We start from the raw sequence: 17,617 nt of genomic DNA on the forward strand, positions 1-17,617 counted from the left end.
GACGGCAACCTCGTCATGCTACCGCAGGGAACTCGTCGCGCCGCCTGACGCGTTTCCACTCCAATTGACACGACCTCGGCGCAGCTCGCTGACGGCGAGCTGATCACCCAGCTGCGACTCCACCCGGCGGATGAACTCCTGGGAGTTCATCGTCGCGGACTCGAAGCAGGCAGGCTCCTGCACCAAGCAGCCACCACCCCCGCTGCTGTCCTTGCACTTGGGCGTGCCGTTCGTCTGGCACTCACAGCTGTAGGAGCCGGTGCACGAGCCCCCCGAGCAGGTGATGGTGCAGGCAGAGGCAACCTGAGGGATGAAGGAACCGAGGAACAGCGTCGAGGCAACCAGGACCGTACGCAGCATGGTGGCTTCTCCAATCGCACGATTTCTTGCTTGGCCGGGAAGGGCAATTATCCCGGTTTGCAAAGAATACATTTGGAGAATGCCTTGCTCAATATGGGTGCCCGCTGACTCGCAAAGGCAGATGGTGGGTCTGAACTGCCTTGGCTGTTGTTTTTGTCTGTGGAAGGGATTGGGTGGGCGTGAAGTCAGCGCTTCAGGCCGCGCTTGATGTCCGCGCAGAGCTGCTTCGCCGCGGCCGGGCCGTCCGAGTGGGCGGCCTTCACCAGCGCGCTGCCCACGACGACGCCGTCCGCGTGGGCCACCAGCGGCCGGGCCGTGTCCGCGTTGGAGATGCCGAAGCCCGCCACCACCGGCACGGACGCGGCGCGCTTCACCAGGTCCAGCCGCTGGGACAGGTCCGGCGGCAGCTCCGAGCGCATGCCGGTGACGCCCGCCACGGACACGCAATAGACGAAGCCCCTCGCGTCCTTCGCGATGGCCTCCGCGCGCGCGGGCGGCGTGGTGGGCGCGCACAGGGGCACCAGGTCCACGCCCTCCTTGTCGAACGCGGCGCGGATGCTCGCGCTCTCTTCCGGCGGCAGGTCCGGGAGGATGGTGCCCGCGATGCCCCGCTCGCGCGCGAGCTTCGCGTAGCGCTCCTCGCCCATGGCCATCACCACGTTGACGTACGTCATGATGACCAGCGGCGTCTCCGGGCAGCGGCGGCGCACCTCCGGGACGACCTCATCCAGCACGCGGCGCAGCGTGGCGCCGGCCTTCAGGGCCCGCTCGGACGCGGCCTGGATGACGGGGCCGTCCGCGATGGGGTCGCTGAACGCCACGCCGATCTCCAGCACGTCCGCGCCGCCCTCCACCATGGCGGCGAAGACGTCCACGGACTTCGGCAGGTCCGGGTCGCCCGCCATCGCGTACGCCACCAGCGCGCCTTCTCCCCGGGCCTTCGCCTTCGCGAACGCCTTGCCCAGCTCCGTGCTCATGACTTCACCCCCGTGGCCGGCGGCACGCCGCGCGCCGAGATGGTCGCCACGTCCTTGTCACCCCGGCCCGAGCAGTTGATGACCAGGTGCTTGCCCTTGCCCAGGTCGCGGGCCAGCGCGCGCGCCGCGGCGAACGCGTGCGACGTCTCCAGCGCGGGGAGGATGCCCTCCGTGCGCGCGACCTCGTAGAAGGCGGCGAGCGCGTCGTCGTCCGTCGCGGTGCGCACCTCCATGCGCCCCGTCTTCGCCAGGTGCGCCAGCTCCGGCCCCACGCCCGGGTAGTCCAGGCCGGCGGAGATGCTGTGCGCCTCTTGAATCTGGCCGTTCTCGTCCTGGAGCACCAGCGAGCGCGAGCCGTGCAGCACGCCCTCCGTGCCCAGCGTCAGCGACGCGCCGTGCTGGCCGGAGTCCAGGCCGTGGCCCGCGGCCTCCACGCCCACGAGCCGCACCGCCGTGTCCGGGATGAAGGGGTGCAGCGCGCCGATGGCGTTCGAGCCGCCGCCCACGCACGCGATGATGGCGTCCGGCAGCCGGCCCATGGTGGCCAGCGTCTGGGCGCGAATCTCCCGGCCGATGACGGATTGGAAGTCACGCACGATGGTGGGGTAGGGGTGCGGGCCCGCCGCGCTGCCGATGACGTAGTAGGTGTCCTGCACCTGCGACACCCAGACGCGCATGGCCTCGTTCATCGCGTCCTTGAGCGTGCGCGAGCCCGACTCCACCGGCCGCACCACCGCGCCCAGCGCGCGCATGCGGAAGACGTTGAGCGCCTGGCGCTCCACGTCCAGCGCGCCCATGAAGACCTCGCAGGGCAGGCCGAAGAGCGCGCACGCGGTGGCGGTGGCCACGCCGTGCTGGCCCGCGCCCGTCTCCGCGATGATGCGCTTCTTGCCCATGCGCCGGGCGAGCAGCACCTGGCCCACGGTGTTGTTGATTTTATGCGCGCCCGTGTGCGCCAGGTCCTCGCGCTTGAGCCACACGTTCGCGCCACCCCAGGCCTCCGTGAGGCGGTGCGCGGGCGTCAGCGTGGTGGGCCGGCCCACGTACTCGCGCAGCACGCGGGTGACCTCCTCGCCGAAGGACGCGTCGGCTTGCGCCTTCGCGTAGGCCTCTTCCAGCTCCAGCAGCGCCGGGACCAGGGTCTCCGGCACATAGCGTCCGCCGTAGCGGCCGAAGCGGCCCACGGCAGTGTCCGTCGTCATGGCACGACTCCTCAGGGGTTGAGGGACCGGACCGTGCGCACGAAGGCGCGCACCGCGTCCAGGTCCTTGATGCCAGGGGAGGACTCCACTCCACTGGCCACGTCCACACCGTAGGGCCGGGTGGCCCTCATGGCCTCGGCCACGTTGGAAGGCTTGAGGCCGCCCGCCACCAGCACGGGCAGGCCGCAGCGCGCAAGCTGCTTCACCAGCGACCAGTCGAAGGTGACGCCGCCTCCGCCGTAGCCCGGGGCCGCGCCGTCCAGGAGCAGGCCCGACACATCGCCCACGCCCACGTAGCTCTTGGCCTTCTCCACGTCGTCCGGCCCGCGCACGCGCAGCGCCTTGATGACGGGCACGCCGTAGCCGGAGCAGTCCTCCGGGGACTCGTCGCCGTGGAGCTGCACGGCGGTGAGGCCGCACTCGCGCACGCGCACGCGCACGTCGTCGCGGGTCGCGTTGACGAACACGCCCACCAGGGCGGCCAGCGGGGGCCGGGTGCGCGCGATGCTCACCGCCCTGGCCAGGTCCACGAAGCGGGGGGAGCCCGGATGGAAGTTGAGCCCCAGCGCGTCCACGCCCGCCGCCCAGACGCCCTCGGCGTCCTCGACGCGCGTCACGCCGCAGACCTTCACCAGGGTCCTCATGTCCCGCCGCCTTCCAGCCCGAGCAGCCGTCGCAGGGCCCGGCCGGGGTCCGCGTCGCGCAGGAGCGATTCGCCGACGAGCACGGCGTTGGCGCCCGCGTCGCGCGCGGCGGTGAGGTCCGCGAGGCTCTTGAGGCCGCTCTCCGCCACCAGGGCGGTGGACTGGGCGCGCAGCGCGGGCATCACCCGGAGCGCCGTGCCGGTGTCCGTCTTCAGCGTGGCGAGGTCGCGGTTGTTGAGGCCGATGATGCTGGCGCCCGCGGCGAGCGCGCGTTCGGCGTGCGCCTCCGTGTGGGCCTCCACGAGCGCGGCCACGCGCACCTGCTTCGCGGCGGCGATCATCTCCCGGAGCTCCGTGTCCCCGAGCGCGTCCGCGATGAGCAGCACCGCGTCCGCGCCCCAGGCCGCGCTCTCCTCGACCTCGCTGGCGGCGACGAGGAAGTCCTTGCGCAGGACGGGGATGGAGACGGCGGCCCGGACCGCGACCAGGTCCTCCAGGCTGCCGCCGAAGTCCGGCCCGTCGGTGAGCACGCTGATGGCGCAGGCGCCGGCGGCTTCGTAGGAGCGGGCCACCGCGACCACGTCCGCGTGCGGGAAGGCGCCGCCCGAGGGGCTCTTGCGCTTCACCTCCGCGATGACGTTGACCGGATGTCCGAGCACGCGCCGCACCAGCGCCTGGGCGAAGTCCCGCGTCGGGGGATGCGCGCCGTGCGTGGGAGGAGGCCGGGTGCCCAGCTCCCGGCGCTTGCGCGCCATGATGACGTCCAGCGTGCCGGGCGCGTCCACGGGCTTCGCGGCCGAGGAGGAGGTCGTCATGCCGCGACCCTCTGGATGAGCGCCGCGAGCTTGCGTTCGGCGGCCCCGGAGTCGATGGCGTGCTCGGCCCGCTTCACGCCCTCCTTCAGGGTGTCCACCAGCCCCACGATGAGCAGCGCGGCGGCCGCGTTGAGCAGCACCGCCGTGCGCACGCCGTCGCGCTCTCCCGCGAGCAGCGCGCGCAGGCGCTTCGCGTTCTCCTCCGCGTCGCCTCCCGCGATGGACTCGCGCGGCACCGTGCTCAGGCCCGCGTCCTCCGGCGTCACCGTGAAGCGGCGCACCGTGCCGTCCGCGCACAGCTCCGCGACCTCCGTGGGCGCGCATGGCGAAATCTCATCCAGCCCGTCGTGCCCGTGCACCACCCAGGCGCGCCGGCTGCCCAGCCGCCCCAGCACGCGCGCGGTCTGCTCCACGCGCTGCCGGTCGAACGTGCCCAGGAGCTGGTAGCGCGCCCCCGCGGGGTTCGTCAGCGGCCCCAGCAGGTTGAACACGCTGTGGAAGCCCAGGTCCTTGCGCGCCTGCGCCACGTGCCTCAGGGCACTGTGGTGCGAGGGCGCGAAGAGGAAGCCCACCCCGTGCTCGTCGATGTCGCGCGCCACCTGCGCGTGCGCCCGCTCCATGGACACGCCCAGCGCCGCCAGCACGTCCGCGCTGCCGCAGCGGCTGGAGACCGCGCGGTTGCCGTGCTTGGCCACCGTCGCCCCCGCCCCGGCGGCCACGAAGGCCACCGCGGTGGAGATGTTGAAGGTGTGCGCCCCATCACCCCCCGTCCCGCAGGTGTCGAGCACCACCTCCGCCTGGGGAGCAATCCTCGCCGCGCAGGCCCGCATGGCCTCCGCCGCGCCGAGGATCTCGTCCTCGGTCTCCCCCTTCATGCGCAGCGCGGCCGCCAGCGCACCGACCTGCGCGGCGGAAGCCTCGCCCGCGAGCATCTGGCCCATGACGGAGGCCATCTCCTCGCGGGAGAGGTCGCGCCGGCTCACCACCCTGCCCAGCGCTTCCTTGAGGGTCATGGCCTATCCCAGCCTGACCGTTTCGCGTCCCATCGCCTGGGCGATGGCCCGCACTTCACCCATGGCCTTCTCGAACTCGGAGAAGTCCAGCGACTGGAAGCCGTCCGACCGGGCGCGCGGCGGATCCGGGTGGACCTCCACGATGAGGCCGTCCGCGCCCGCGGCGACCGCGGCCCGCATCATCGCGGGGACCGCCTTGCGCACGCCGATGCCGTGCGACGGGTCCACGAACACCGGCAGGTGCGTGAGCGCCTTGAGCATGGGCACCGCGTTCAGGTCCAGCGTGTTGCGCGTCATGTTCTCGAACGTGCGGATGCCCCGCTCGCAGAGGATGACCTGGGTGTTGCCGCGCGCGACGATGTACTCGGCCGCCATCAGGAGTTCCTTGATGGTGGCGCTGATGCCGCGCTTGAGCAGCACGGGCTTGCGCGTCTCGCCCACCGCCTCCAGCAGGCTGAAGTTCTGCATGTTGCGCGCGCCCACCTGGAGGATGTCGGTGTGCTCCGCGACGGAGGCCAGCGTCGCCGTGTCCTTCACCTCCGTCGTCACCAGCAGGCCCGTCTCCTTGCGCGCCTCCGCGAGCAGCGCCAGGCCGTCACCCTTGAGGCCCTGGAACTCATAGGGGCTGGTGCGCGGCTTGAACGCGCCGCCGCGCAGCATGGTGGCGCCCGCCTGCTTCACCGCCTGCGCGGTGGAGATGATCTGCTCGCGCGACTCCACGGAGCAGGGGCCGGCGATGACGTGGATGGCGGCGCCGCCGAGCGTGAGGTCGCCCACGCGCACCAGGCTGTCCTCCGGCTTCACCTCGCGGCTGACCAGCTTGAACGGCTGGGAGATGGCGACCGCGTCCGCGACGCCGGGGAGCACGCGGAAGGGCTCCGGCTCCACCGCGCCGGGGTTGCCGGTGATGCCGATGGCGGTGCGAGAGCCCCCAGGTATCGCGTGCGGATGCCAGCCACGGCGGCGGATCTCATCGTTCACTCGCTCGATGTCCTGGGCCGTCGCGTCTGGGCGCATCACGATCAACATGGGGGAACTCCTGCTCTTTCTCTCCAAAGGGCACGCGGGCGAATGCCAGCGTGGGTGTGCCTGGAGCACCGTGCACACGGCAACCTTTGCCGTAACTGTCGGATGCCCGCAACCGAACCAGAGTCTCGCTTGCACGTCTTGGCGTTATCAAGCCAGGGTCCGCACGCTCGGACGGGAGGCGGACCATGGCGAAGCGGCCCGGGGTCATCGTGGTGGGGGGAGGGCTCGCGGGCCTGGCGTGCGCGACGGCGCTGCTCGAGGCGCGCGTGGACGCGCACGTGCTGGAAGCGGGGGACGCGCCGGGCGGCAGAGTGCGCACCGACTCGCACGAGGGGTTCCTGCTGGACCGGGGCTTCCAGGTGTACCTCACCGCCTACCCGGAAGGCCGGCGGGTGCTGGACCTGAAGGCCCTCTCACTCCAACGCTTCATCCCCGGCGCGAAGGTGTGGCGGGGTGGGCGGCTGCACACGCTGGCGGACCCGCTGCGGCGTCCCGTCACGGCGGCGTCACATCTGTTGGACGCGCCAGGGGGACTGGCGGACAAGCTGCGCGTATTGGAGCTGCGGCAGCACGCCACGTCCGGTGAGTTGGAGGACCTGTGGCAGCGGCCCCAGCAGGAGTCGCGGCGCTTCCTGCGGGACCTGGGCTTCTCCGAGGAGATGCTCGAAGCGTTCTTCACGCCCTTCCTCGGCGGCATCTTCCTGGAGCGGGGGCTGACGACGTCCAGCCGGATGCTGGAGTTCGTGTTCCGGATGTTCGCGACGGGGTACGCGGCCGTGCCCGCGCAGGGGATGGGCGCCATCCCCGCGCAACTGGCGGCGAAGCTGCCCTCGGGCGCGCTGCGGATGCGCGTGCGCGTGGAGGAGGCGTGGGGGCACCGCGTGCTCCTGCCGGGTGGGGAGATGCTGCACGCGGACGCGGTCGTGGTGGCGACGGACCCCAGCAGCGCGGCGTCGCTGCTCGTGGGCATGCCCGCGCCCCGCATGAACCGCGTGACGTGCCTGTACTTCGCGGCGCCGGAGCCGCCGGTGGAGGGGCCCTGGCTCGTGCTCGATGGCGAGGGGCGCGGGCCGGTGAACAACGTGGCGGTGATGAGCGAGGTGTCCGCCGCGTACGCGCCCCCGGGTCAGGCGCTGGTGTCCGTGTCGGTGGTGGACGACGCGGGCGGCGCGGACTCGCTGGAGGCGCGCGTGCGCGCGCAGCTCACGGAGTGGTTCGGCGCGGCGGTGTCCGCGTGGCGGCACCTGCGCACGTACACGCTCGCGGAGGCCTTGCCCGCGCAGCCTCCGTCCGCGCTGGTGGAGCCGCACCGGCCCGTGCGGCTGGCCGCGGGGCTCTACGTGTGCGGAGACCACCGCGAGAACGCGTCCATCGACGGCGCGCTCGCGTCGGGGCGCCGCGCGGCGGAGGCGGTGTTGCAGGACCTGGGGAGGTAGGTCTCCCTGGGGTCCGCGAAGCAGCACGTTGCCTGCCAGGCAACAGCTCGCGCGAGGGGGAAATCGCGGAGGGGAGGGTGACCGGCCGGCCGGGCCCCTGACGGCTGGACGCGTTGCCCGCAGCGGACCTAGGGTCGGACGCACACCCTCGTTCTTCCAAGGAATCCGTTCATGCTCCGCCGCCTTGCCCTCCTGGGATTGCTCGGTCTCGTGGCCTGTCCCGGCGACAACAAAGACGATGACGACGACACCGCTCCGCCGAAGGGGACCGTTTCAGGGTCCCTCCAGCCGTTCCAGGCCGGCTCCGCCGCCGCGAACGCCGGGTCGTCGCTGGATGCGTTCTTCTCCCTGCCGGGCGCGAAGGACCTGTCCCAGAAGGTCTCCAAGGCCCTGGCCGCGCGGGGCGTGTGGCGCACGGGCATTCCCGGGAAGCCGCTGACGCACGAGGCGTCGCTGCTGCCGGGGGAGATCATCCTCCGCTTCGACACGCCGGGTCTGTCCGCGGAGGAGGCCGTCGCGCAGGCGCGCATCGCGGGCTACCACGTCGTGCACCAGGCCTACCTGAGCGATACGCAGCACCTGCTGCGCTACGAGGTGAGCCAGCCGCAGGCGATGTCCGGCGGCACGCCCACCGTGCGCGCGCTCACCCAGGCGGAGCACGTGCGCGTGCTGTCCCAGGTGCAGGCCGTGCCGGGCGTGAAGAACGCGGAGAGCAACCTGCGGGTCCGGGCGCTGGCGGTGCCGAATGATCCGCTCTACGCGCGGCAGTGGCACTACAAGAACATGAACCTGCCGGCGGCCTGGGACCTGGGCACGGGCAGCGCGTCCATCGTCGTGGCGGTGGTGGACACCGGCATCACGAAGCACCCGGACCTGAACTCGCGCATGCTGCCCGGCATGGACCTCATCTCCAGCCTCACCAACGCGGGCGACGGCGATGGCGTGGACGCGGACCCGACGGACAACGGCAAGGATCTGCCCAACGGCGGCTCGTCGTTCCACGGCACGCACGTGGCGGGGACCATTGGCGCGTCGTCCAACAACGGCGTGGGCGTGGCGGGCGTCACCTGGTCCGGCCAGAACATCCTGCCGGTGCGCGTGCTGGGCACGCAGGGCGGCTCGCTGGCGGACATCATCGCGGGCGTCACCTGGGCCAGCGGCGGCAACGTCCCCGGCGTGCGGCTGAACACCACGCCCGCGCGGGTCATCAACATGAGCCTGGGCGGTGACGGTTCGGCGTCGGCGGAGATGCAGAGCGCCATCAACGCGGCCAACGGGCGCGGGGCCATCATCGTGGTGGCCGCGGGCAACGAGAACGTGAACACCTCCAGCAGCTTCCCCTGCAACCAGCAGAACGTCATCTGCGTGGGCGCGGCGCGCTTCAACGGCAAGCGCGCCAGCTACTCCAACTTCGGCGCGCAGGTGGACGTGATGGCCTCCGGTGGCCAGACGAGCGAGGACCGCAACGGCGACGGCTTCCCGGACGGCGTGCTGTCCACGCTGCCCAACAGCAACAACGAGCCCTCCTACGAGTGGTACCAGGGCACCAGCATGGCCACCCCGCACGTGGCGGGCATCGTGGCGCTGATGCTGGCGCAGGACCCCTCGCTCACGTCGGCGGACGTGGAGGAGATCCTGAAGGCCACCGCGGACACGACCAGCCAGTGCGCCGAGGGCTGCGGCGCGGGCCTGGTGGACGCGTACGCCGCCGTGCTGCGCGCCAAGGGCGGCGGGGACACGTCGCTGCCCCCGAAGCTGGCCATCAGCACCACGCAGTTGTCCTTCTCCGGTGCGTCCTCGCAGGCGCTGACGGTGCGCAACAACGGCGGCGGCACGCTGCAGGTGGGCGTGGCCGTCACCGGCACCAACGCCTCCGCGGTGTCCGTCTCCAGCACCTCGCTGTCGGTCCCCGCGTACAAGTCCACGTCGCTGAACGTGACCGTCACCCCGGGCTCGCTGGCGCCGGGCAGCTACGTGGCGCAGCTCGACCTGACCGGCGCGTCGGGGGCGGGCACCGCGCAGGTGCTGGTGAAGTTCCGCGTGGGCGCCACGGATGAGAAGGACGCCGTCATCGGGTTCGCGTACCTGGACGCGGCGGGCGAGGTGCAGGTCGACGACGACGGCATCTCCCTGGTGCCCGCGGCCGGTGGGTACAACTACAGCCTGAAGATGACCCCGCGCGACTACCTGGTGCTGGCGTCCATCGACGACACCGGCGACGGGAAGTACTTCAACAGCGGCGACCGCGTGGGCTTCTGGCGTGACACCACCCAGGTGGAGACCGTGACGGTCACCCAGGGCAAGACGACCAGCGGCATCAGCTTCACCCTGGTGCCGTACCAGTCCCCGGACGAGGGCGACGGGTCCGACTCGAAGATTGGCGAGGCCTGCACCCGCAACAGCGACTGCGGCACCGATGGTCTGTGTGCCACGGGCCAGTACTTCCCGGGGGGCTACTGCACCCAGGACTGCCTCACGTCGAGCTGCCCGGCGGGGTCCGCCTGCTACAGCAGCTCCAGCGGCAGCAGCGCCTTCTGCTTCGCGTCGTGCACGCCGGGGGTGGCGGGAGAGTGCCGCACCGGCTCCGGCTACGTGTGCGGCGACGATGGCTCGGGCAACGGCGTGTGCCTCACGCCGTGACGTGAAGCCTTCACCGGCGGGCGGGGGGATGAACGCGCCCGCCGGTGGCCCTCGCGCCGGAGTACGCTGCCGCGCGCGATGACTGCTTCTCCCGTTGGACCGCCGTCAGCCGGTGACGCGGCCCTGCCACTCTGGCGGGTCGCGGCCGCTGGCGGCGTGCTGTCCTGGACGGCGCTGGTGCACGTGCACCCGCCGCGCTTCTTCGCCGTCGCCTCCGTCTTCTGCGCCGTCTGGCTCGCGGTGACGTGGCGCGCGATGGGCCCCTGGCGCAGGCCGCTTCCCCCGCTGTCGCGTCCGGATGCCGCGTGGGGGGCCGCCCAGGCGGTGGTGCTGTACGCGGGCGCGAGGGCCTTCCTGTGGGCGTTCTGCGGCGGCTTCACCGACGCGCTCTGCTCGCCGCTGCAATCCGTCTACTCGACGTTCGGCACGGGCTCGCTGGGGACGGCGCTGGCCCTGGTGCTGCTGCTCGTCCCGGCGGAGGAGTTGTTCTGGCGCGGGTGGGTGCAGGGCGCGCTGCGTCCCCGGCTGGGGCGGTGGGGCGCGGTCGCGGGGTCGGCGGTGCTGTCGAGCGTCGTGCTGCTGGGCTTCGGTGAGCCGCTGCTGGCCATGGCCGCGCTGCCCACGTCGCTCGCCTGGGGCGCGCTGACCGAGTGGCGCCGGACGCCCGCCGCGGCCTGGGTGAGCCATGCGTTGTGGGACGTGCTCATCGTCGTGGTGTGGCCCGCGACGTGAGCGCGCGTGCCACAATGCGCGCCCATGGCTTCGACTCCGGAAGTGGTCATCTTCGGCGCGGGCAGCATCGGCTGTTACGTGGGCGGGAGGCTCGCCGCGACGGGCGCGGCGGTGCGCTTCATCGGCCGTGAACGAATCGTGGCGGAGGTGCGCGCGCACGGCCTGCGCCTGACGGACTGGCAGGGCGCGGACCTGAAGGTGCCCGCGGCGGACGTGCGCATCGACACGGGGCCGGAGGCGCTGGCCACGGCGGACCTGGTGCTCGTCACGGTGAAGTCCGCGGCGACGGAGGAGGCGGGCCGGACGCTCGCGCCGAGGCTCAAGCCCGGGGCACGGGTCATCAGCTTCCAGAACGGGCTGCACAACGCGGCGGTGCTGCGCGGGTTGCTGCCCGGCCACACGGTGCTCACGGGCATGGTGCCCTTCAACGTCGCGGCGCAGGGGCAGGGCCACTTCCACGCGGGGTCGGAGGGCACGCTGGAGGTGGAGCGGCACGCGGGGCTCGCGCCGTTCGCGGAGGCCTTCGCCCGCGCGGGGCTGGCGCTGAAGCAGCACGCGGACATCGTCGCGGTGCAGTGGGCGAAGCTGCTGTTCAACCTGAACAACGCGCTCAACGCGCTGGCGGACCTGCCGTTGAAGGAGGAGCTGTCCCAGCGCGCGTGGCGGCGGTGCCTGGCGCTCGCGCAGGGCGAGGCGCTGGCGGTGCTGGGGCTCGCCGGGGTGAAGCCCGCGAAGCTGACGCCGCTGCCGCCGGGGTGGATTCCCCTGCTGCTGGGGGCGCCGGACGCGGTGTTCGCGGTGCTGGCGAAGAAGATGCTGGCCATCGACCCGAAGGCGCGCTCGTCCATGTGGGACGACCTGCACGCGGGCCGCAAGACGGAGGTGGACTACCTCAACGGCGAGGTCGTCCGTCTGGCCCATCAGCACCACCTCTCCGCGCCGGTGAACGCACGGCTCGTGGAGCTCATCCGCGAGGCGGAAAGTGGGAACCGCCGCGCGTGGACCGGGGAGGCGCTGCTCGCGGACCTGAAGCAGGCGGAGGCCGAGAACTGGGGGTGAGCAAGCCCACGCCCCGTGCGTGGCGGGCCTCGTGACCCGCGCACGCATGGGAACGTCCTGGGCTCAGGTGGACTGCGGCTGCGTCTGGGGCGCCGTCGCGGCGGGCGGCGGAACCTGGGCGGCCGGGATGCCGTTGCCCGAGGCCACCTGCGTGAGCAGCGCCGTCATGCGCCGGGCGAAGCGGTTCGGGTCGCTCAGCGGGCTGCCTTCCGTGAGCAGCGCCTGGTCGTGGAGCAGCTCGATCCACTCGCCCACCTGCGGCGCGGCCGGGTTGCTCGCGAGCAGCGAGCGCAGGTGCTCGATGACCGGGTGCTTGGGGTTGACCTCCAGGATGCGCTTGATGCGCGGCATCCCCTTGCCGCGCTCCTTGAGCAGGCGCTCCAGGTAGGCCGGCGTGCCGCCCTCGGACACCACCAGGCACACCGGCGAGTCCGTGAGCCGGTCCGACACGCGCACCTCGCGCACGTCCTCCTTCAGCACGTCCTTCATCTTGTCCGTCAGGCCCTTGAGCCCTTCCGACACCTGCTCCTTGGCCTTCTTCTCCTCCTCCGTGGACTGGAGCTTCAGGTCCGCGTTGAGCGCGGAGACCAGCGGCTTGCCCTGGAACTCGCGCAGGCCCTGCGCGGCCCACTCGTCCACCGGGTCGGTCATGAAGAGCACCTCGTAGCCGCGCTGCTTCAGCGCCTCCAGGTGCGGGCTGTCCGCCACCGCCTTCCGGCTCTCGCCGTAGACGTAATAGATGGCCTCCTGGCCCTCCTTCATGCGGCCCACGTAGTCCGCCAGGGACGTCAGGCCCTCCTCGCGCGAGGACTCGTAGCGCACCAGCGCGCCCAGCTTCTCGCGGTACTCCGTCTCCAGCGTCAGGCCCTCCTTCAGCACCGTGCCGAAGGACTCCCAGAACGCGCGGTAGTCATCCGGCTTGTCCTTGGCCAGCTTCTCCAGGAGGTCCAGCGACTTCTTCACCACGTGCTTGCGGATGGCGCGCACCACCGCCGAGTCCTGCAACATCTCACGCGACACGTTGAGCGGCAGGTCGTCCGAGTCGATGACGCCGCGCACGAAGCGCAGCCACTGCGGCACCAGGTCCTCGCAGCGGTCCATGATGAACACGCGCTTGACGAACAGCCGCACGCCGCGCTGCTGCTGCGAGTTCAGGTCGAACGGCGGGTGCTTGGGCACGAAGAGCAGGCCGGTGAACTGCTGCGTGCCGTCCGCCTTGAAGTGCGTCCACGCCAGCGGCTTGTCGTAGTCGTGCGTCAGGTGCTTGTAGAACTCCTGGTACTGCTCGTCCGTGATCTCGCTCTTCGGACGCTGCCAGAGGGCGCTCGCCTTGTTCACCACCTCCAGCGCTGCTTCCGTGGCCTGCGTGTCCCCGCTGCCCACGTGCTTGGTCACCTGGAGCTTGATGGGGTGGCCCACGTAGTCCGAGTACTGGGTGATGAGCTGGCGCAGCTTCCACTCGTCCAGGAACTCCTTCTGGTCCGCCTTCAGGTGCAGCGTGATGGCGGTGCCGCGCGTGGCCTTCTCCGCGGGCTCCACCGTGAACGTGCCGTGCGCCTCCGACGCCCACTTCCACGCGGACGTCTCACCGGCGGCGCGGCTCACCACCTCCACGCGGTCCGCCACCAGGTACGCGCTGTAGAAGCCCACGCCGAACTGGCCGATGAGCTGCACGTCGTTCTTGCCCTTCTGCGCCAGCGCCTGGAGGAACTCGCGCGAACCCGAGTGCGCGATGGTGCCCAGGTTCTTCACCAGCTCGTCGTGCGTCATGCCGATGCCGGTGTCCTCGATGGTGAGGGTGCCCTTGTCGGCGTCGGGGACGATTCTCAGCTCCAGCGCGGGCTCGTCCTTGAGCAGCTCCGGCTCCGTGATGGAGCGGAAGCGCAGCTTGTCCAGCGCGTCGGATGCGTTGGACACCAGCTCGCGCAGGAAGATCTCCTGGTGGCTGTAGAGCGAGTTGATGACCAGGCTCAGGAGCTGCTGGATCTCCGCCTGGAATGAATGGGTTTCCCGCTGGGGGTGGGTCTCTGCGGACATGAAGGCCTCCGGGCGCTGACGGAACGCGCCAATGCCCTTCCCCATAACCATGCCGGCGGACTTGTCGAGAAGAGGGAATCCACCCACATCCGTCGCTGGGAGGAGGGGGCGGGTTGGGGTAGGGAAGGGGGCATGCCCAAGTCCAGAACCCTGCTGCCCCTGCTCGGCGCGCTGCTCCTGTCGGGCGCCGCCCCCGCCCAGGAGGCCCCCGCCCGCCTGCCGGACGCCCCGACGCTGAAGCGGATGACCGCGCGCTTCGCCCCCGTGGACGTCAAGGTGGACGTCTCCAAGCTGCCGGACGCGGAGAAGCGCGCCCTGGCCAAGGTCCTCCAGGCCGCCCGCATCATGGACCCGCTCTTCCTGGGCCAGGCGTGGGCGGGCAACCCGACGCTGCTCCTGGACCTGGTGAAGGACACCACGCCCCTGGGCAAGGAGCGGCTGCACGCGTTCCTGCTCAACAAGGGCCCCTGGTCCCGCCTGGACGAGGCGAAGCCGTTCATCCCCGGCGTGCCGCCCAAGCCGGACGAGGGGAACTTCTATCCCGCCGGCGCCACCAAGGCGGAGGTGGAGGCGTGGGTGAAGAGCCTGCCGGAGGCGCAGCAGCACGCGGCCACGGGCTTCTTCACCACGCTGCGCAGGGGGCCGGACGGCAAGTTCATGAGCGTGCCCTACAGCGTGGAGTACCAGGGCGAATTGGGCATGGCCGCGCAGCTCCTGCGTGAGGCGGCGGCGCTCACCCAGCAGCCCACGCTGAAGCGCTTCCTGGAGACGCGCGCGGCGGCGTTCCTGTCCAACGACTACTACGCGAGCGAGGTCGCGTGGATGGAGCTGGACGCGAGCGTGGAGCCCACCATCGGGCCCTACGAGGTCTACGAGGACGGCTGGTTCAACTACAAGGCCGCGTTCGAGGCCTTCATCGGCGTGCGCGACGACGCGGAGACGCAGAAGCTGGCGAAGTTCAGCGCGGAGCTCCAGGAGCTGGAGAACAACCTCCCCATCGACGCGAACCTGCGCAACCCGAAGCTGGGCGCGCTCGCCCCCATCCGCGTCATCAACAGCCTCTACTCCTCCGGTGACGGCAACCGGGGCGTGCAGACGGCGGCCTTCAACCTGCCCAACGACGAGCGCGTGGCGGCGGAGAAGGGCACCAAGCGCGTGATGCTCAAGAACATCCAGGAGGCCAAGTTCCAGCGCGTGCTGGTGCCCATCGCGAAGGTGGCGCTGCCCGCGAAGGACCGCAAGGACGTGTCCTTCGACGCCTTCTTCACGCACATCCTCATGCACGAGCTGATGCACGGCCTGGGGCCCCACAACGTCACCGTGGCCGGGAAGCAGACGACGGTGCGTCAGGCGCTGCAGGCGTCCTCCAGCGCCATCGAGGAGGCCAAGGCGGACATCTCCGGCCTGTGGGCGCTCCAGCGGCTGGTGGACAAGGGCACGCTGGACAAGGGCCTGCAGCGGACCATGTACACGACGTTCCTCGCGTCCGCGTTCCGCTCCATCCGCTTCGGCATCGACGAGGCGCACGGCAAGGGCATCGCGCTCCAGCTCAACCACTTCCTGGACACCGGCGCGGTGAAGGTGAACGCGGACGGCACGTTCGAAGTGGTGCCGGACAAGATGCAGGCGGCCGTCACGTCGCTGACCAACCAGCTCATGTCGCTGCAGGCCCAGGGCGATCGCGCCGCCGCGGAGGCGCTGCTCGCGAAGCAGGGCGTGGTGCGCCCCTCCGTGCAGAAGGTGCTGGAGCGGCTGAAGAACGTGCCGGTGGACATCGAGCCGCGCTACGTCACCGCCGACGCGCTGGTGAAGGACTTCGGCGCCCCGGCGGCGGCGAAGTAGCGTCCCGGCCGCGCCTTCCGCCCCGCCCGCGCGCTTTTCTTCGTGCGCGGGGGGCGGGGCATGGCCAGTAAGGGAGCCATGGCGCCCGAGCCCTCCACCCATCCCGCTGCCCCCGACCCGTGGGGCGTCGTGCTCGCGCTCGCGGTGGTGGGCGCGTGGGGCGGGCACCTGGCGTGGCTCCTGGCGGGGCCCGCGCAGCCGTGGGCCTCACCGCTCCCCTGGCTGCACGTCCTGTCGCAGATGTGGCTGTCCACCGGCCTCTTCATCACCGGGCATGACGCCATGCACGGCACCGTGTCCCTGAACCGCCGGGTGAACGCGGCGGTGGGGGGGCTGGCCTGCTTCCTCTTCGCGGGGCTGTCCTACCGCCGGCTGGTGGTGAACCACCGCGCGCACCACGCGGACCCCACCGGCGAGCACGACCCGGACTTCGCGGCCCGGGGGAAGGCCTTCTGGCCGTGGTTCGGGGCCTTCATGGTCCGCTACACGACGTGGCCTCAAATCGCGGTCATGGCGCTGAAGTTCAACGTGCTGCTGTGGCTGGGCGTGCCCCAGGCGCGCATCCTGGCCTTCTGGGTGCTGCCGTCGGTGCTGGCCACCGTGCAGTTGTTCTTCTTCGGCACGTACCTGCCGCACCGGCGCCCGGAGACGGAGGGGATGGCGCCGCACCACGCGCGCTCCCTGCCGCGCAACCACCCGTGGGCCCTGCTGTCGTGCTTCTTCTTCGGCTACCACTGGGAGCACCACCAGTCCCCCGGCACGCCCTGGTGGCGGCTGTGGCGGGTGAAGGACGCCCGGCGGTAACCGGAAAAGGGGCTGGGGCGTTATAGAGGGAGCCATGCGCGACAAGCTCCCTCCCGAGCCCCCCGGCTCCGAAGTGACGCCCGAGAAGCTCTACGTGCGCCGCCGCGAGTTCCTCAAGAACGCGGGCCTGTTCGCGGGCACGGCCGCGGTGGTGGGCGGCGGGCTGTACCTGCTGGGCATGAAGCGCACCCGGCCCATGGACGGCTTCGTGCCGGACGCCGGCGCGGTGGACCAGCCGGTGGTGCCCGCCCAGGGCCTCTTCAGCACGGACGAGCCGCGCACGCCCTACGAGGACGTCACCACCTACAACAACTTCTACGAGCTGGGCCTGGACAAGAACGACCCGGCCCGCCGCGCGCACCTGCTGAAGACGCGGCCGTGGACCGTCGTCATCGACGGGGAGGTCCACAAGCCGTGGACCGTGGACGTGGATCAGCTCATCTCCGCCTTCCCGCTGGAGGAGCGCGTCTACCGGATGCGGTGCGTGGAGGCCTGGTCCATGGTGATTCCGTGGCTGGGCCTGCCCCTGGGCAAGCTGCTGGACCGCGTGCAGCCCACGTCCTTCGCGAAATACGTGGCCTTCACCACGCTGGAGGACCCGGAGCAGTTGCCCGGCCAGAAGAGCCCGGTGCTGGACTGGCCCTACGTGGAGGGGCTGCGCCTGGACGAGGCCCGGCACCCGCTGACGCTCCTGGCCACGGGCCTGTACGGCAAGCAACTGCCCGCGCAGAACGGCGCCCCGCTGCGGCTGGTGGTGCCGTGGAAGTACGGCTTCAAGGGCATCAAGTCCATTGTCCGCATCACGCTCACGCGCGAGCAGCCGCCCACGACGTGGAACCTCGCCAACAAGCGCGAGTACGGCTTCTACGCCAACGTGAACCCGGCGGTGGACCACCCGCGCTGGAGCCAGGCCACGGAGCGCCGCATCGGCGAGGGCTCGCGCCGGCCCACGCTGCCCTTCAACGGCTACGCGGACGCGGTGGCCGGCCTCTACAGCGGCATGGACCTGAAGCGGGACTTCTGACCG

Annotated in this window: 15 protein-coding genes; 7 read left to right on the forward strand and 8 right to left on the reverse strand. The window is 71.3% G+C overall.

Features of this window, described 5'->3' with window-relative positions:
• Window positions 1-18: 18 nt before the first annotated feature.
• The 7 genes from K8612_RS36345 to aroF all read right to left on the reverse strand — a co-directional run bounded on the left by K8612_RS36345 (window position 19) and on the right by aroF (window position 6,040).
• Entirely contained in the window at window positions 19-360 is a 342-nt protein-coding gene (locus tag K8612_RS36345) for a hypothetical protein (protein WP_223765615.1), read from the reverse strand.
• A gap of 185 nt (window positions 361-545) precedes the next feature.
• Window positions 546-1,337, reverse strand: a complete 792-nt coding sequence (gene trpA, locus K8612_RS36350; RefSeq protein ID WP_223739113.1) for a tryptophan synthase subunit alpha — start codon at window positions 1,335-1,337, stop codon at window positions 546-548.
• Entirely contained in the window at window positions 1,334-2,539 is a 1,206-nt protein-coding gene (trpB, locus tag K8612_RS36355) for a tryptophan synthase subunit beta (protein ID WP_223739114.1), read from the reverse strand. The genes trpA and trpB overlap by 4 nt, the downstream gene beginning before the upstream one ends.
• An 11-nt stretch (window positions 2,540-2,550) precedes the next feature.
• Complete coding sequence (locus K8612_RS36360) at window positions 2,551-3,183, reverse strand: phosphoribosylanthranilate isomerase (protein WP_223739115.1); 633 nt, start codon at window positions 3,181-3,183, stop codon at window positions 2,551-2,553.
• Window positions 3,180-3,998: an indole-3-glycerol phosphate synthase TrpC gene (locus K8612_RS36365; RefSeq protein WP_223765616.1), complete on the reverse strand. Its 819-nt coding sequence runs from the start codon at window positions 3,996-3,998 to the stop codon at window positions 3,180-3,182. Before K8612_RS36365 ends, K8612_RS36360 begins: the two co-directional genes overlap by 4 nt.
• On the reverse strand, window positions 3,995-5,011 hold the full coding sequence (gene trpD / locus K8612_RS36370) for an anthranilate phosphoribosyltransferase (protein WP_223739117.1): 1,017 nt from the start codon (window positions 5,009-5,011) through the stop codon (window positions 3,995-3,997). The genes K8612_RS36365 and trpD overlap by 4 nt, the downstream gene beginning before the upstream one ends.
• Before the next feature lie 3 nt (window positions 5,012-5,014).
• A complete protein-coding gene (gene aroF / locus K8612_RS36375; protein ID WP_223739118.1) occupies window positions 5,015-6,040 on the reverse strand; it encodes a 3-deoxy-7-phosphoheptulonate synthase in 1,026 nt (341 codons plus the stop codon).
• 185 nt (window positions 6,041-6,225) lie between these two features.
• Between aroF and K8612_RS36380 the strand changes: the two genes are divergently transcribed.
• The 4 genes from K8612_RS36380 (at window position 6,226) to K8612_RS36395 (ending at window position 11,907) form a co-directional block, all read left to right on the forward strand.
• On the forward strand, window positions 6,226-7,476 hold the full coding sequence (locus tag K8612_RS36380) for an NAD(P)/FAD-dependent oxidoreductase (protein WP_223739119.1): 1,251 nt from the start codon (window positions 6,226-6,228) through the stop codon (window positions 7,474-7,476).
• Between the two features lie 171 nt (window positions 7,477-7,647).
• Window positions 7,648-10,116: a S8 family peptidase gene (locus K8612_RS36385; RefSeq protein WP_223765617.1), complete on the forward strand. Its 2,469-nt coding sequence runs from the start codon at window positions 7,648-7,650 to the stop codon at window positions 10,114-10,116.
• Between the two features lie 78 nt (window positions 10,117-10,194).
• Entirely contained in the window at window positions 10,195-10,848 is a 654-nt protein-coding gene (locus K8612_RS36390) for a CPBP family intramembrane glutamic endopeptidase (RefSeq protein ID WP_223765618.1), read from the forward strand.
• A 24-nt stretch (window positions 10,849-10,872) separates the two neighbouring features.
• On the forward strand, window positions 10,873-11,907 hold the full coding sequence (locus K8612_RS36395; protein WP_223765619.1) for a 2-dehydropantoate 2-reductase: 1,035 nt from the start codon (window positions 10,873-10,875) through the stop codon (window positions 11,905-11,907).
• A gap of 63 nt (window positions 11,908-11,970) precedes the next feature.
• Here the strand turns inward: K8612_RS36395 and htpG are convergent, their stop codons facing one another.
• Window positions 11,971-13,944, reverse strand: coding sequence for a molecular chaperone HtpG (htpG, locus tag K8612_RS36400; protein WP_223765620.1), 1,974 nt, complete (start codon window positions 13,942-13,944; stop codon window positions 11,971-11,973).
• Window positions 13,945-14,076: 132 nt separating this feature from the next.
• Here htpG and K8612_RS36405 point away from each other — a divergent pair, with 132 nt between their 5' ends.
• From K8612_RS36405 to msrP, 3 genes are read left to right on the forward strand one after another with little or no spacing between them, the layout of a single operon-like run.
• Complete coding sequence (locus tag K8612_RS36405; protein WP_223739124.1) at window positions 14,077-15,786, forward strand: hypothetical protein; 1,710 nt, start codon at window positions 14,077-14,079, stop codon at window positions 15,784-15,786.
• Between the two features lie 60 nt (window positions 15,787-15,846).
• Window positions 15,847-16,590, forward strand: coding sequence for a fatty acid desaturase (locus tag K8612_RS36410; RefSeq protein ID WP_223765621.1), 744 nt, complete (start codon window positions 15,847-15,849; stop codon window positions 16,588-16,590).
• A gap of 34 nt (window positions 16,591-16,624) precedes the next feature.
• Window positions 16,625-17,614: a protein-methionine-sulfoxide reductase catalytic subunit MsrP gene (gene msrP, locus K8612_RS36415; RefSeq protein ID WP_223739126.1), complete on the forward strand. Its 990-nt coding sequence runs from the start codon at window positions 16,625-16,627 to the stop codon at window positions 17,612-17,614.
• Window positions 17,615-17,617 lie beyond the last annotated feature (3 nt).

It is taken from the genome of Corallococcus sp. AS-1-6, assembly GCF_020037015.1.
In the GTDB taxonomy this organism is placed as follows: Bacteria; Myxococcota; Myxococcia; order Myxococcales; family Myxococcaceae; genus Corallococcus.